This is a genomic window from Pseudomonas sp. MWU12-2037, assembly GCF_023242345.1.
In the GTDB taxonomy this organism is placed as follows: domain Bacteria; phylum Pseudomonadota; class Gammaproteobacteria; order Pseudomonadales; family Pseudomonadaceae; genus Aquipseudomonas; species Aquipseudomonas gingeri_D.
In genome coordinates, this window is record NZ_JALLIZ010000018.1 from 116,026 (window position 1) to 130,510 (window position 14,485).

Genomic DNA, 14,485 nt, shown 5'->3' on the forward strand with positions numbered 1-14,485 from the left:
CTTGCCCGCGAAGCTTTTGGCGCCCTCGAGGGCCCCTTCGCGGGCAAGCCCTGCTCCTACAGGTTCTGCGTTTTCCGTAGGTTGTGTGTTTAGGCCGGGCCGAACAGCATCACCGTCAGAACGCAGGTTTCACGCTGGTACCAAAATAGTGCTGGGAGAGATCGTCGTAGTCCTTGCTCGCCAGCAAGGTCTTGATCGCCTTGTCGAGACGCGCCTTGAGGTCGGTGTCTTCCTTGCGCAGGCCAGCGCCCACGCCCTTGCCGAAGATCGGGTCATAGGGCACCGCGCCCAGGTAGGCCAGGTCCTTGGCATCCGGAGTCTGGACGAAGGCCGTCATGGCCGTGCCGTCCGCCATCATCAGGTCGATACGCCCGGCAATCAGGTCGGCGTTGGCCGAGTCCTGGGTGTCGTAGTACTTCACGTCGGCGATCTTCTCGTAGTAGGCCTTCAGGTAGCTGGCACTCACGGTGGAGTTCTGCACGCCGATGATCTTGCCCTTGAGGTCATCCGGGTACTTCTTCACCGAAGCGCCCTTGGGCCCGACAATCGCGATCACCGAATCGTAGTAGGCCTTGCTGAAGGCGATCTGCTTTTCCCGCTCCTCGGTCACCGACATGGAGGAGAAGATCACGTCGATCTTCTTCGCCAGCAGCGAGGGGATGATCCCGTCCCAGGCCACTTCCTTGATCTCGCACTCGGCTTTCATTTCACTGCACAGCTTGTGGATCAGGTCGACTTCAAAACCCTTCCACTCACCGTTGGCCTGCTTCTCGGTGTACGGCGGATAGGGTTCGGCCGCGACCGCGAAGCGGATAGGCGCGGCCTGTGCCGCGCTCATGCCGGCCAGCAGGACACAGGCCACGCCCGTCAACCAGTTTGCCAAACGTCGATTTCCCATGATGTTGTCCCGTCTTTTTATGTTGCGTTAGCGAGTCTGATGAGCGTTGACGAATTGTCGGCAACGCTCGCTGCGTGGGTGTACGAACACTTCATCCGGCGAACCGGTTTCCTCGATCAGCCCTTGATGCAGAAAGGCGACTTTGGAAGAGACATCGCGTGCAAAGGCCATCTCATGGGTCACCAGGATCATGGTCCGGCCTTCTTCGGCGAGGGAGCGGATCACCCGCAGCACTTCCCCGACCAGTTCCGGATCGAGTGCCGAGGTGGGTTCATCGAACAGCATGACCTTGGGCCGCATGGCCAGGGCCCGGGCGATGGCCACCCGTTGTTGCTGTCCCCCGGAGAGAAACGCCGGGTACTCGTTGCGCTTGGCCGCGAGGCCCACGCGCTCAAGCAAGGCTTCGGCCCGTTCAATGGCCTCGGCCCGACCCTCACGCAGGACCTGGGTCGGCGCTTCGATCAGGTTTTCCAGCACCGTGCGATGGGGCCAGAGATTGAAGTTCTGGAACACCATGCCCAGGCTGGAGCGGATGCGCACCAGCTGCTTGGCGTCGGCCACCAACGGCGCGCCGGGACGGTCGAAGTTTAGGTGGATGCTTTCGCCGTCCACCAGGATGCGACCCTGGTCCGGCACTTCGAGCATATTGATGCAGCGCAGCAAGGTGCTCTTGCCCGAGCCGCTGGCGCCGATCAGCGAGATCACCTCACCCTCGCGGGCCGTCAGGGACACGCCCTTGAGCACCTCGATATTGCCGAAGCGTTTGTGCAGGCGGTCGACCTCGATCATGGTCCTGGTCGCGACAGGTTGCGCAAGGCTTTCAACCTTCACGCCATTGATCACTGGCCGCGGGGGCTCGCCCTTGAGCACCCGGACAAACTCGCGGATACGCTGGCAGGCCTGGGCCAGGCGTTCTTCACCGAGGGTGAAGGAGATCCGCACAAAACCTTGCGCCGGCTCACCGAAAGCCGCCGCATCGAGTACCGAGACCCCGGCTTCGCGAAACAGCCGCCAGGCGAATTCCAGGGAGGTCAGGCCGGTCTCGCGCACGTCCACCAGCACGAACATGCCGGCATCGGGCTTGAGTACGGTAATGCCCGGGCAATCGGACAACCCCGCCACCACCAGATCACGGCGGCGGCGATAGATCTCGCTCATCCCCCGGGTCACTTCGTCATGGGCCAGTACCGCCTTGAGCGCGGCCTCCATGACAAATCCCGGCAGGCCGTAGAGCATGCTCAACACCAGGTTTTCGGCATGGGCGACCAGCACCGGGTCGGCGATGATCCAGCCGATCCGCCAGCCGGTCATGGCGTGGGACTTGGACAGGCTGCCGACGGTCACGCAGCGCTCGGCCATGCCCGGCAGCGCCGCCAGGCTGACGTGCTCGCGCTCGAACGCCAGGCTTTCGTAGACCTCGTCGACCACCACCCAGAGGTCATGGGCGATGGCCAGGTCGGCGATGCTTTGCAGCTCTTCGCGGCTGAGTACCACGCCGGTGGGGTTGTTCGGATTGGAGAAAAAGATCGCCCGGGTACGTGGCGTGATGGCCTTGGCCAGCCGCGCGGCATCGAGGCGAAAACCGCCGTCCGCCGCGCAGGGCACCCGCACCAGGGTCGCGCCGGAAGCCTTGAGGGTGGCCTCGTAGGTCACGTACATCGGGTCCAGGGCAATCACCTCGTCACCGGCGCTGAGCAGGCACAGCGAGGTGATGAACAAGGCGTTCTGCGCCCCCGCCACGGTGATCACGTGCCCGGCTTGCAGCGGGCGCTCCAGGCGCTGGCTGTAGCGCGCGGCGATGGCTTCGCGCAAGGCCAGGCGACCGGCGATTTCGGTGTAGTGGGTGTCGCCTTCGCGAAGGGCCTGGATGGCCGCCTCGGTAATGAAATCGGGGGTGGGGAAATCTGGATCGCCGACGCTGAGGATGATCACATCCTCGCCGCGACGCTGGGCTTCGAACGCCGCGTGATGAATGTCCCAGGCGGCCACGCCGTCACCCGAGATCCGCTCAACAAAAGGTGAAAACCGCATGCCAGTGCCTCGTTCGAATTTGAAGAAACGCAAGCCCGCAACCCGCCGGGATGGAGCCAACATAGACGAAGCTGAACAGTCGTTCAACAGGAAAAATCGGTCCGCTTCGTGTTCAGCGTAAACAGGTCGTTTTCACGACAGTCGCGCCGTTTTTCAGCACTGGATCGCTTTGGTTTCGATAAACTCCGCCAAGCCTTCCTCCCCCCATTCGCGACCGTTGCCCGATTGCTTGTAGCCGCCGAACGGAGCCCGGTAGTTGAAGGCCGCGCCATTGACGAAGCACTGTCCGGCGCGCAACCCGCGCGCCAGCTCCAGGGCCCGGGCCGGGGTGCCGGCCCAGACCGCGCTGGACAGGCCGAAGGGCGATTCATTGGCCAGGCGTATGGCCTGTTCCTCGTCCTCGTAGGGCATCAGGCAGAGCACCGGGCCGAAGATTTCTTCCTGGGCGATGCGCATGCCGTTATCGACATCGGCAAACAGTGTGGGGCGCACGTAGAAGCCGCGCTCCAGCTCGCTTGGCAACGCGGCGCCGCCACTCAACAGCCGGGCGCCCTCCTGCTGGCCGACACGGATGTAATCGAGCACGGTGCGGCGCTGGGACGCCGAACACATGGGCCCGAGAAAGCTCCGTGGGTCCAGGGGATCGCCGACCTTGAGGCTTTCGCTTTCGGCCCGCGCCAGTTCCAGCGCCTCGGCGTAGCGACTGCGGGGAATCAGCATGCGGGTCAAGGCGGTGCAGGTCTGCCCGGAGTTGATCATCACGTCCTGCACGCCATGGCGCACGGCGGCGCCGAGATCGGCATCGGCGGTGATCAGAAAGGGCGACTTGCCGCCCAGTTCCAGGCAGACACGCTTGACCGTCGGCGCGGCGGCCATCGACACCCGCACGCCGGCGGCGGTGGAGCCGGTGAACGAGACCATGTCCACATCCGGGTGCCGGGCCAGGGCTTCGCCGACCTTGGCGCCGGGGCCGCTGACCAGGTTGAAGACCCCGCCCGGCAGGCCGATGGCGTCAACCATTTCAGCCAGAAGGAACGCATGCAGCGGGGTTTCCTGGCTCGGCTTGACCACCACCGTGCAGCCTGCCGCGAGAGCCGGCGCGAGTTTGCCGATCAATTGATGCAGCGGGTAATTCCATGGATTGATAAAGGCACAGACGCCCACCGCCTCGCGGATCACCAGGGAGTTGCCGACTTCCCGTTGTTGCTCCATCAGCGCGGCTATTTCGGTGTAGCTGAGCAGGCCTTCCAGCGGGCCGTCGACCTGGACCGACTGGCACCATTGCACCGGCATACCCAGTTCGGCGGTGATCAGCGCGGCCATTTCGCCGGCGCGGGATTTGAGTTGCCGGCCCAGGGCGCGGATATAGCCGGCACGTTCACTGGCCGGGGTCCGCGACCAGTTGGGAAAGGCACGGCGTGCGGCGGTGACGGCGCGTTCGACGTCACGCTCATCGCCGAGGGGGACTTGCCCGGTCACGGTTTCGGTGGCCGGGTTGATGACTTCGGCGACGCCGCTGCCATGGGGGACGACCCAGTCGCCGTTGATATAAAGATGGGTGTAGGTGGTCATTGTTATTGTTTTCCATCATCAGGGGGGATGTGGTTTACCGGTGGAGTTTCGACGGACTTGAGGGCCTCTTCGCGGCGGTGCGGCGATCCGACAAGCCCTGCTCCTACAGGTTTCGGTCGTACACATGATCCGTGGCCGACTCCGAACTGTAGGAGCAGGGCTTGCCCGCGAAGACGTCAGCCCAGACAAAACAGCTTCAACGGGCGCAGGCGTGCTTCAGCTCAATCAGGGTCACCCCCGCATGGCCAAAGCCCGTCCGCAGATCGCGCTCCAGCTCATCCAGGCTCTGCGGTTCACACACACGGCAACCAAACGCCCGGGCCAGCAGGGCAAAATCCGGGTTACGCGGCAACACCCCCACCGGTTCGATATCCAGGCTGAGCATGTCGTCGCGGATCTGCCCGAGGGCATCGTTGTTCCACAGCAGCACCACCAGCGGGCTGTCCAACTCCTCGACAGCGGTCGCCAGTTCCTGAACCGTGTAGAGAAAACCACCGTCCCCCACCAGCACCAAACCTGGCCGTTGCGGGGCGCCGAACTTGGCCCCGATCCCCGCCGGCAAGCCATAACCCAGGGTGCCGTAGCCGGTGGGATGCAACCAGCTGCGTGGGGCGCGGCTGGCAAAGGCGTAATTGCCCGTATAAGCCAACTGGGTCATATCGCTGCTGATAACGGTGTCAGCCGGCATCGCCGCCGCAATACGGTCGAGAATCCGCTGATGGATTATCTGTAACGGACCGTGGCCAGCGCGCAAAGCCACCCGCAATGCCGCCACTGCCTTGACCGACTCATGGGAGTCCCGGGCCTGCACCGGCAGACGTTCCAGTAAATCAGCGAGGGTCTGCTGTGCATCCCCCCGCAACGCCACGGCGCAGGGATAGAAGTCGTTGAATTTGCGCGAGTCGATATCGACCCGGATCACCTCGCCAGTCAACGGCAGGCGCTCACGCCAATAGTCGGTATCGGCCATTTCGGTACCCACCGCGAGCACCACATCGGCTTGCGCGATCAGTGCCCAACCGGGCTCGACGCACAGGCTGGAACCTGCATTCAACGGCGCATCCGGCGCCAGCAAACCTTTACCGGCAACACTGGTGAACAGAGGCGCGGCCAGGCGTTCGCTCAAGGCCTGCAACTCGGCCCCGGCGGCCAGCGCACCGCCCCCGGCGATAATCATCGGGCGCTTGGCCTGTTGCAGCCGTCGGGCAGCCTCTTCTAGGGCCTGCACACTCGGCAGCCCACGCCCGGGACGGCGCACCACTTCACCGCTCCAGTCACGGCTGATCGGCCCGGCCAGCACATCCAGCGGCACCGAAATATGCACCGGCCGAGGCCGCTCGCTGTCGAACACGGCAAAGGCCCGGGCGATCAGTTCCGGCAGGTCGTCGGTGCTCAGGGCCACCGCCGAAAACGCGGTGATAGGCGCGGTGATCGCCCGCTGGTCCTGGGTCTCGTGCAGGCAACCCCAGCCCTTGCCCAGGCTGGCGGTGTGGTTGACGCTGGAAATCACCAGCAGCGCAATCGAGTCGGCGTAGGCCTGGCCGATGGCGGTCGCGGCGTTGGTCACGCCAGGGCCGGTGATGATAAAGCAGACGCCGGGCTTGCCACTGACCCGGGCATAGCCGTCGGCCATGAAACCGGCGCCCTGCTCATGGCGGGTCAGCACATGGCGGATGCCGCTGCCGGGCAGGCCGCGATACAGCTCCAGGGTGTGCACGCCGGGAATACCGAACACCGTGTCGACACCATAATGGGCCAGCAGGCGCACCAGGGCCTGACCGCCGGTGAGCGTGGTGGAAGAAGCTTGCAGGGTCGATTGGGAGCTCATGCTAGCCCTCGTCTTGTTGTTGTGGAGTGATAGGGGACCGCCCGACGATATTAAACACTTGTTCAATAGCGTGACAATCCTTTTGAGGCACTCGAAAAAAAGCCACACGATCAACCCAACTTATTGTTTTTAAAAACAATAAATCCATATCTGGTGTCTCTCGACGCAGACCTGTTACATCTTTGAACATCCCTGTCCTCAGCATTAATTACCACCTCATGCCTTCGGCTTGCGCGTTGAATGATGATCATCACGCAACGACAAGGATGCTCAGCATGACCCCTCCGATCACTTCGGCCGATCCCCCCGCAAGCGCCCCCGCCTCGGTTTCACTGGAACACGCCATCAGGCATTTTCTCAGCGACCTGCCCGCCGAGACCGCCCGCCGCATTCGCCTGGTCAGCGGTATCGACAGCCCCGCCTTGCGCGCCGTCTACGCCGAATCCCGACAGGTGCCGGCGCTGCTGCTCGACGCCCGCCTGCGCTTCGAGCTGGAGCAGGAGATACAGGACTTCATCGATGGGCTGAGCCATGACGCCGCCCCAGCATCCGGGGTGAAGCCCCTGTACTGGCAGTTGCAACTGCTCGGCCTGGAGCTGATCTGGCCAACGACGAGTGTGCTGCAGATATACGATCCCGCCGGGGATTCGACAGCCGCAGAGTACGGCCCTGACCTGTCGTCCGGCCTGCCGAGGGTGCGGGTCAGCCGGGCGCAGGTGCTCGATGGCACACTGTGGAGCAGCGTTCTGCAAACCATGAGCACGGCACAGAAGTCCGAATGGCTGGGCACACGATGCTTAACCCTCGATGCCCAGTTGTGGGAGCTCAAGCGCAGGGCTGTCCGTCTACTGTCCTCTCGCCGAAAGGACCTGTTCGACAACCTCCTGGCCTTCAGGCAGCAATCTCGTGATCCGCTGGTGAATCTGCTGCGTACCCGAATCCCCCTGCTCTCCCGGGCGGCGGCCCATGAACTGCTCGCCAACTCGACCGAGCATGAGCTGCAGTCGATGCAACTGTCCGAGGGCGAACTGAGCGAGCGTCAACTGCTCGACGCCCACTGGTATCTACAGGAGGAACGCCTGAGCCAGGCCTATGAAGGGCTCTTTCTGCAAAGCCGGCAGCACAACGACGATACTCAGCGGCTGATGCTCTACACCCTGGCCACCTTGCCGAACTGGCCGTCGAGCGGTGTGCGCCTGGAACTGCGCGAGCAGACGCCGGACGGCACCTTGCTGGCCAGCATCGGTGACCTGCAGGCCCAACAGGTCCACACCCTCCTGCGCCGTCTTGACCGCTTCACCCTGAATGCCCTGCAAGAACCACAGCCCGACCTGCCCGCGGTCCTCGCGACCCTGCCCGACAGCCTGCGCAACCCGCTCGGTCTGACGGACCGCGAGTCCATCCTGCGCCTGCTGCGCCAACACCCTCCTCTTTCACGCGCCCATCTACGCGCCTTGCTGGAGCTTTCCCCCATGGAACCATCGCAACGTCTTTCCAACGGCAACGGCTACCTGAAGGACTCCCCCACCGGCTTCGCCGCCCCCGACCAACTGGCCCAGAGCCAGCGGGAAGCCTTCGATGCCCTGGCCGCCACCAATGAGCGGACCCTGTTGCTGGCGCGCCAACAGCCTAATTTCCGCTGGTTCGCCGCCCTGCTCCTGGCCCGGCAACTGGCGCGCGACTTCCCCCAGGCGGCCTCGAAGGATCCCGATGCGATCTTCCTCAACACCTATGAGGAAACCCTGTACTGGCCCCTGTCGGACAGCGGTGAACGCGGCGAGCAGGTACGCTATCGCGGTGTCAGGCAGTCACACACGCTGACGGAGGTCTTTACCCAGTACCTGGCCGGCAATGACCAGACGTTCGACCCGGCCACGAGCGGCTTCTACGCCAGCGCCACCACCGCCTACGACGAAGAACAACTGAGCGGCCTGGACCTCGGACGCTTGAAAAAAACCCTCGACGATGCGGGCCTCGGCTTCGACACGCGCTTCAGCGAAAACGTCGACAGTTTCTGGGCCAGCGCCGCGACACTGCTGCGGGAAAACCTGCAGACCCAGATCCGCCTGGAAGCGCAGTTGCGCGAACTGGATCAGAACCTGGATAAAAGCAACCGGCAGGACCTGGAACGGGTGCTGGACCACCCGACCCATAAGCAACGCCTGAAACATTTCCCCCTGGGCGGACCGGTGCATGTCTATCGGATCGCCCTGCAACCGCAAGGCCTGATTCTGCAAGGCTGCCTGGTCATCACCCGCAGTCCAGACGAGGACACTTACAAACTACCGGCATTGCTCTATCAGATCGGCCGTGGCCTGGAGCAGTTCGCGTCGTTGCAGGCACTGAAGAAGAACCTGACCCAGCGCCTCGATGACGATATCGAACGTGAATCGCTGCTCGATCTGCTGCCGCAGCGCCAGCGCACCTGGCGTCCCGCGAGCGCTGCCGAGCGCGGCGCACTGTTCAACTACCAGCTCGAAGAAGGCGATCCCTTCCAGCTCCTGGTGGACGGACTGCTCGCCAAGCAGAAAGAGGACTTCACCGACACCTGGCGTTTCGCCAGAAGTGCTCCGGGCCTGTACAGCGACGTCAACGAGTTCACCCGGCAAGTGGACGGTTCCATCAGCCTGGTCAGATTGCTGGATATCGTCCCGGTCCTCAGGCGACGCAATCGCGACCTGATGTTCAGCGACCTGTTGAGCCGAATCAACAGCATCAGCCCGGACGAACAGGCCCAGCTCGCCACCTTGTGGCGACCGACCCTGGAAGACAACCCGGTGCCCGCTTCGCTCAGCGACCTGCCGGCCCTCAAGGCCTACGCGGCCGGTCTGCTCAAGACCCATCTGCAACAGCACTATCCCCAGGTCCTGGCCGACCCTGACGACATCGTCGTGCATGTCACTCGCATCACCCACCACCTGAGCCCGGCCTGGCAAAGCCAGCCGCCGATCGATCGGCTACGCCCTCCCCGCACGCTGTCGTTGACGGCCCTGGCACTGGAAAACATCAAGGGCGTGCGCCTGGGCGAAACGGTCAGTTTCAAGGCCCAGATAAACAACCCGAACGGGTCCACACTCAGCCTGTCGGACAAGCAGGTACAGGCTATCGTCAGTGCCGTGGACGCGCCTGGCCAGTACAAGACGTTGCTCGAACAGAAACTGCTCGGCCCGGGCCAGGCGGCGTTGCGCGCGACCTGGCTCGAAGGGCAACGTGCGCGGATGAAGCTGCAGGCCTATGTCGCACGTCTGAGCGGAGATTTTCTCGATCCCAAGGACAGCGCCCTGGAGCGTGGCTACCGGCGTATCGAACACCTGCTCAAATACCCGTCGGCACAGCGCCGCCCGCTGCTGGACGGCTACAAGGTCCAGGCCAACTACCTGATGCTCGGCGGCACGGAGCAGGCACACAACGGCATGAGTATCGACGAGGTACTGGTCATCAGCACCGACGCCCCCGCCGACAGCCTGCTGCTCTACACGCCGCAAGGCCCCGATGGCAAAGCCTGGCGCGAGCTGGCGGATGCCGCGGCGATCAAGGCCTTGCTGCGCCAGCAAGACTGGAAGGACTACTGCATCGCCCGGGCCGCCCGCAACGAACAGTGGGATCCGGCCCGGTTGTTCACGCGGCAATTCCCGCTGGTCCGTTACCTTCCCATCGAAGGCGACCTGTTCAGCACGCTGTACGAGGCCAGGGCCAAGCATCTGATCCACAGCGTGGAATACTTCGCGGCCAGCAACCAACGGGTAGGCCGTGACACCCTCTGGTACTGGATCAATGTGGGATCGCGCTTCGCCCTGGAGTTCGTCCTCGGCGGCGCCTCCTTGCATCTCAGCCTGCCGGTCTACCTGTTGCGTGGCCTGTACGGCCTGGCCAACTTCGGCCAGGCACTTGCCCTGGGTCATCATCAGGAAGCCGAGGAGGCGCTGATCCAGACGCTCCTTGACGCCGCGGCGCCCTTCCCGCTGCAACTGATCAAACCCGCGTTGCGGCAGATACGGCCGCTTCCCGGCGAGAAGGTTTCCCGCCTGGTCAAGACCAGCCGGGTCAGCCTGGACGGCAGCCGGCAATCGCTGCTGACCGCGGAGCCTTCGACGGCGTCATCCCTCAGGTCCCTGGCCGCGGACCTCAAGGACTATGAAATCCGTACACCGCTGGAGCTGAACTATATGCGTGACGGACTGTTCGTCGACCGCACGGCACGCATGGACCAGTACGTGAAACTGGAGGGCAAGTGGTACCGCACCGGCTCCCGGGACGGCAAGCGCTACGTGCTCAAGGAACACCAATGGGCGGAAGACATCGAGCTCATAAAGGTTGGCAGCCATTGGCAGGCCTTGCCCAGGAATCGCCTGTTGGGCGGCGCACCCGAGAAGGTCGGTGCCGCACGTTATGAAATCCCGGCCACCTACCGGAACACGCTCGAGGAGCTGATTCGCACCACCAGCAGAGCCCTTGATCCCGCTTGGGTCTCTCCGGCTCCTTCCGCACTGGAGCGCCAGGCCGCCCCTCACGTGTACTCACTCTCAAAACGGATGCTTGAAGACGCCCGAAGTTTCTTCGTCGAAAACCCGCCCCCCGTGGCCAAGACACTGGCGCCCGACCTGCTGGACGCCGCGCTGGCGACACAACTGTTCGAACGTGGCTACCGGAACGGGAACGGTATTGTCCTCGGCGCAGCCTACCAGTCAAGGAGCGGCCGCCAGCTCCTGATCGACAACATGCAGTCGCTCGCCACGGAACACCAGGTCAAGACCCTGTACCTGGAAAACCTCCTGACGGACTTCGATCAGGTTCACCTCAACAACTTTCATCGTAGCGGCGTCATGTCCCAACGCCTGAGGGACACCCTGAGACGGCAAGATATCGAACATCACATCGACCCGAACGGCCCCCATTCCTTGCGTGAACTGATTAACAGCGCACATGCCAACGGCATTCGCGTCCAGGCGATCGACTGCGCCGCCAGTTACCGCCAGGGCCTGCGCAACTACAGCCCGGATCGGGCCAGGGCCCTGAAGTACTATGCCCGCCAAGTGATCAATGCGGACCAACTGCAGCAAGGCCCGCATCGCTGGATTGCCCTGAGCCAGGATTCACATGCCAGCGGCGTAAACGGCGAGACGGGCCTGGCCGACCTGTTGGGGGCGGCCAACCTGCGGACCGTCGATGTCGGCGGACAACCCTTGCCGTTGCGCGTCCTGCGTGATCCGGGAGAGTTCACCCAGGGCCAATATGCACGTGATATTCAGTTCGTCCAAGCCGATGCGAAGCTGGAAGTGAACGTGGCGCCCCAAGCGTTGCCACAAATCAGCAAACCTCACAGGGGGCTGCTGGTCAAGCAAGGGGATTTCCTGATCGAACAAAGCGGCGATCAGTACACACTCGTCTACCGGCCGGTCGATCCCCTGCACCCTGGCCGCCAGTTGATCACGACGGAACAGCCGGTGACACGGAGTCGGCCTGCCGGCAGCTCACACGATGTATTTCATCTCGAGGCCCCTATAAACCTCAACATCCGAGGAATCAAATACAGAAGCATCGACGACCTGATATGGGGACTCAGGCAAGGCAACATGAGGCAAGTGGTCGAGCTCAACAGCGTCACCTACCTGCGCCAGCCCAGGCTCGACACCCATCCGCAGCTCAGTCGCGCGGGTATGTTCACGGTCGAAACGTCCCCGCAAGGACCTGTACTGATCAATCGCTCCAAGGATCGATCCCTGGTCACGACGGTCATCCGAACCGACAGGGGCACCGGCAAGTTCTATATCGTTCATCCGCGCTGGGGATTCAACGAGGCGCGGCTGTTCGCCAGCATCGACGAACTGACCCAGGCACTGGTCCATGAGGTGGGGCTGACGCGTCTGGTCGAATCCACCAGTGTCTGATTCAAGCAGCCCTTGAGGTCCGGGCGGTAAACAGGTAGCCCGCCCCATGGATGGTCATGATCAGTTCCGGCGCGGCCGGGTTGTCATGGAGCTTGCGCCGCAGGCGCCCGACCAGGACATCGATGGAGCGGTCGCTGGGTAGCCATTCACGGTTGCGCAGTTGCTCCATCAACTGGTCGCGGCTCAGTGTGTGACCGCTGTTACGCATAAACACGTTGAGCAACTGGAACTCGCCGTGGCTGAGCAGGGTTTCACGGCCGTCGCAGGCTTTCAGGCGACGGCGGTCGGCGTCCAGGGTCCAGTCGGCGAAATGCTCGAGGTGCGGGCTGGGCAGTGTCGGCGTGAGCGGTTGCAGGTGACACACCCGACGCGTCAGGTTACGTGCGCGGGAAACCAGTTCGCGGGGATTCAGGGGCGTATTCAGGTAGTCGTCGGCACCGCATTCCAGGGCGGCGATCCGTTCGGCATCGTCGTCGCGCCCACCGATCAGGATGATCCCGACCTCCGAGCGCCCACGCCATTGGCGAGTCAGGTGCAGACCGTCCGAGCCCGGCAACCGCACATCGAGCAAGACCAGCGCCACCGGGAAACGGCTCAGACAGGCCTCGGCCTGCTCAGCGGACTCGACGCAATGGACTTCATACCCATCCTGGGTCAGACACGCCTCCAGCTGTTCACGGATCAGCGGATCGTCCTCGACGATCAGCACGCGCGGCATCACCTTCATTACCTGGCTCCTGTTCGTGCCGCGAGCGGCCGATTCTTGGAATTATGCGAAGCGGTAGGAATTTGCGATGCACTGTAGCGATAACTGAACAGTTGATCAACAAGCCATGAAAGCCTAGGAGATGAAACGTCGGTAACCGCCCATTTGCAGGCCATCGACCCAGGCTTCGCAGATCTGTACGCCCTGGGCCGGGGTGAAGGTGCTGGGGTTGAGGCCGCACTCAAGCCACAAGCCATCGAGCAAGGCACTCAGGCCGATGGCCGCCAGGCCGCTGTCGAAACCGCTCCAGCCCTCCTCTTCGGCCAACAGGGTCAGGGCCTTGCCCATGATGGTCCGGTACTCGCCATAGGAATGATCGTGGGCGCGGTTGATCGCCTCGGCGGTTTTCACCGCGCCCCAGAACGCCAGCCAGGCTTCGAGCAGTTCGGGGTCGAGCATGCCTTCGGAAAACGACGCCTCGAAAAACGCCGACAGGTGCCGGCGGGCGCCGCTGCCCGCCTTCGCCACCGACTCGCGCAACAGGCTCATGACCTGCCCGGTGATATGCAGGTAGGCGTCGGCCACCAGTTCGTCCTTGCCGCTGTAGTGATGGCTGATCAAGCCCACCGACACCCCGGCCTCGGCGCAGATCTTGCGGATCGAGGTGCCGACAAAGCCGTACTTCTTCAGGCAGCGCAAGGTTGCGGCGACCAGATTGGCCTTGCGCAACTCAGGGTCCATACGCAGAAAACGCGTTTCCTCGGCCATAGTGCTCCTGCCCTCTTCAACGTCGATGGCTGACTGCGGTCAGCGGATGGGATACAGCGCCTCGTCGAACTGTGACAAGCGCGGAAAGACCAGGGGACTGTCCTGTTCGAGATTTTCCAGGCGCTCATGGTAACCGACCAGGAATTGCCCGCGGGCCTCGGCACTGATATAGGGCACGTGCCAGGCCACGAAGGGTGGCAGCACGTCGAGACCGACATAGGCCAGGGTGCCGCGCAGGAGTGGGCGCAGCATGTCTTCCAATGGACCGTGGATCGCGCCTTCGCCGAACATGTGCTCGCGGCCGCCGAGGGTGACGGTGACCAGCGCCTTCTTGCCCGCCAGGCCACCCTGGTCGTAGAAACGTTTGCCGCCGTAGCAGACACCGGACACCAGCACGCGGTCGATCCAGCCCTTGAGGATGGCTGGCACGGAGAACCAGTAGATCGGAAAGTTGAGGATCAGCAGGTCGGCCCAGAGCAGTTTGTCGAGTTCTTCCTGGATGTCCGGTGCCAGGCTTTGGGTCTTGACGCCGAGGCGTTGTTCCAGGGCGTAGACCAGGTAGTCGGGGTTGTCCCGGGCGGAAAAGTCCTCGGCGCTGGCCACCGGGTTCCAGCGCATGGCGTAGAGGTCGGACACCTGGACGCTGTGGCCCTGGGCTTGCAGGGTCGTTACCGCCTGATCGCGCAGTGCGGCGGTGAAGGATTGTGGTTCGGGGTGGGCGTGGATGATCAGTACGTTCATGGATATTCCTGACGGTCGAAAAATGGTCACTTATCTTGAAAACACCACAACCT

General features: G+C 63.3%; 8 protein-coding genes. 1 reads left to right on the top strand and 7 read right to left on the bottom strand.

Annotated features, from left to right (window positions below; all coding sequences use genetic code 11):
- Nucleotides 1–115 precede the first annotated feature (115 nt).
- The 4 genes from M5B42_RS25765 to M5B42_RS25785 all read right to left on the bottom strand — a co-directional run bounded on the left by M5B42_RS25765 (nt 116) and on the right by M5B42_RS25785 (nt 6,329).
- A complete protein-coding gene (locus M5B42_RS25765; protein WP_152739563.1) occupies nt 116–898 on the bottom strand; it encodes a transporter substrate-binding domain-containing protein in 783 nt (260 codons plus the stop codon).
- A 27-nt stretch (nt 899–925) separates the two neighbouring features.
- Nucleotides 926–2,929 carry an aminotransferase class I/II-fold pyridoxal phosphate-dependent enzyme gene (locus tag M5B42_RS32140; protein ID WP_283099844.1) on the bottom strand — a complete coding sequence of 668 codons (2,004 nt, stop codon included), beginning with the start codon at nt 2,927–2,929 and terminating at the stop codon, nt 926–928.
- Nucleotides 2,930–3,082: 153 nt separating this feature from the next.
- Complete coding sequence (locus M5B42_RS25780) at nt 3,083–4,501, bottom strand: aldehyde dehydrogenase family protein (protein ID WP_248747409.1); 1,419 nt, start codon at nt 4,499–4,501, stop codon at nt 3,083–3,085.
- 196 nt (nt 4,502–4,697) lie between these two features.
- A complete protein-coding gene (locus tag M5B42_RS25785) occupies nt 4,698–6,329 on the bottom strand; it encodes a 5-guanidino-2-oxopentanoate decarboxylase (protein WP_248747410.1) in 1,632 nt (543 codons plus the stop codon).
- A gap of 275 nt (nt 6,330–6,604) precedes the next feature.
- On the opposite strand from M5B42_RS25785, the gene M5B42_RS25790 reads away from it, so the two are divergent.
- The gene (locus M5B42_RS25790; protein ID WP_248747411.1) at nt 6,605–12,217 is read left to right on the top strand and encodes a membrane-targeted effector domain-containing toxin; all 5,613 of its coding nucleotides are present in this window, start codon (nt 6,605–6,607) and stop codon (nt 12,215–12,217) included.
- A gap of 1 nt (nt 12,218) precedes the next feature.
- On the opposite strand, the gene M5B42_RS25795 is transcribed toward M5B42_RS25790, so the two are convergent.
- From M5B42_RS25795 to M5B42_RS25805, 3 genes are all read right to left on the bottom strand, one after another.
- Nucleotides 12,219–12,938, bottom strand: a complete 720-nt coding sequence (locus tag M5B42_RS25795) for a response regulator transcription factor (RefSeq protein ID WP_349292789.1) — start codon at nt 12,936–12,938, stop codon at nt 12,219–12,221.
- A 120-nt stretch (nt 12,939–13,058) separates the two neighbouring features.
- Nucleotides 13,059–13,691 (bottom strand): TetR family transcriptional regulator C-terminal domain-containing protein, encoded by a 633-nt coding sequence (locus M5B42_RS25800; RefSeq protein WP_100943607.1) that lies wholly within the window; start codon nt 13,689–13,691, stop codon nt 13,059–13,061.
- Nucleotides 13,692–13,730: 39 nt separating this feature from the next.
- Nucleotides 13,731–14,432: an NAD(P)H-dependent oxidoreductase gene (locus M5B42_RS25805; protein WP_248747413.1), complete on the bottom strand. Its 702-nt coding sequence runs from the start codon at nt 14,430–14,432 to the stop codon at nt 13,731–13,733.
- Nucleotides 14,433–14,485 lie beyond the last annotated feature (53 nt).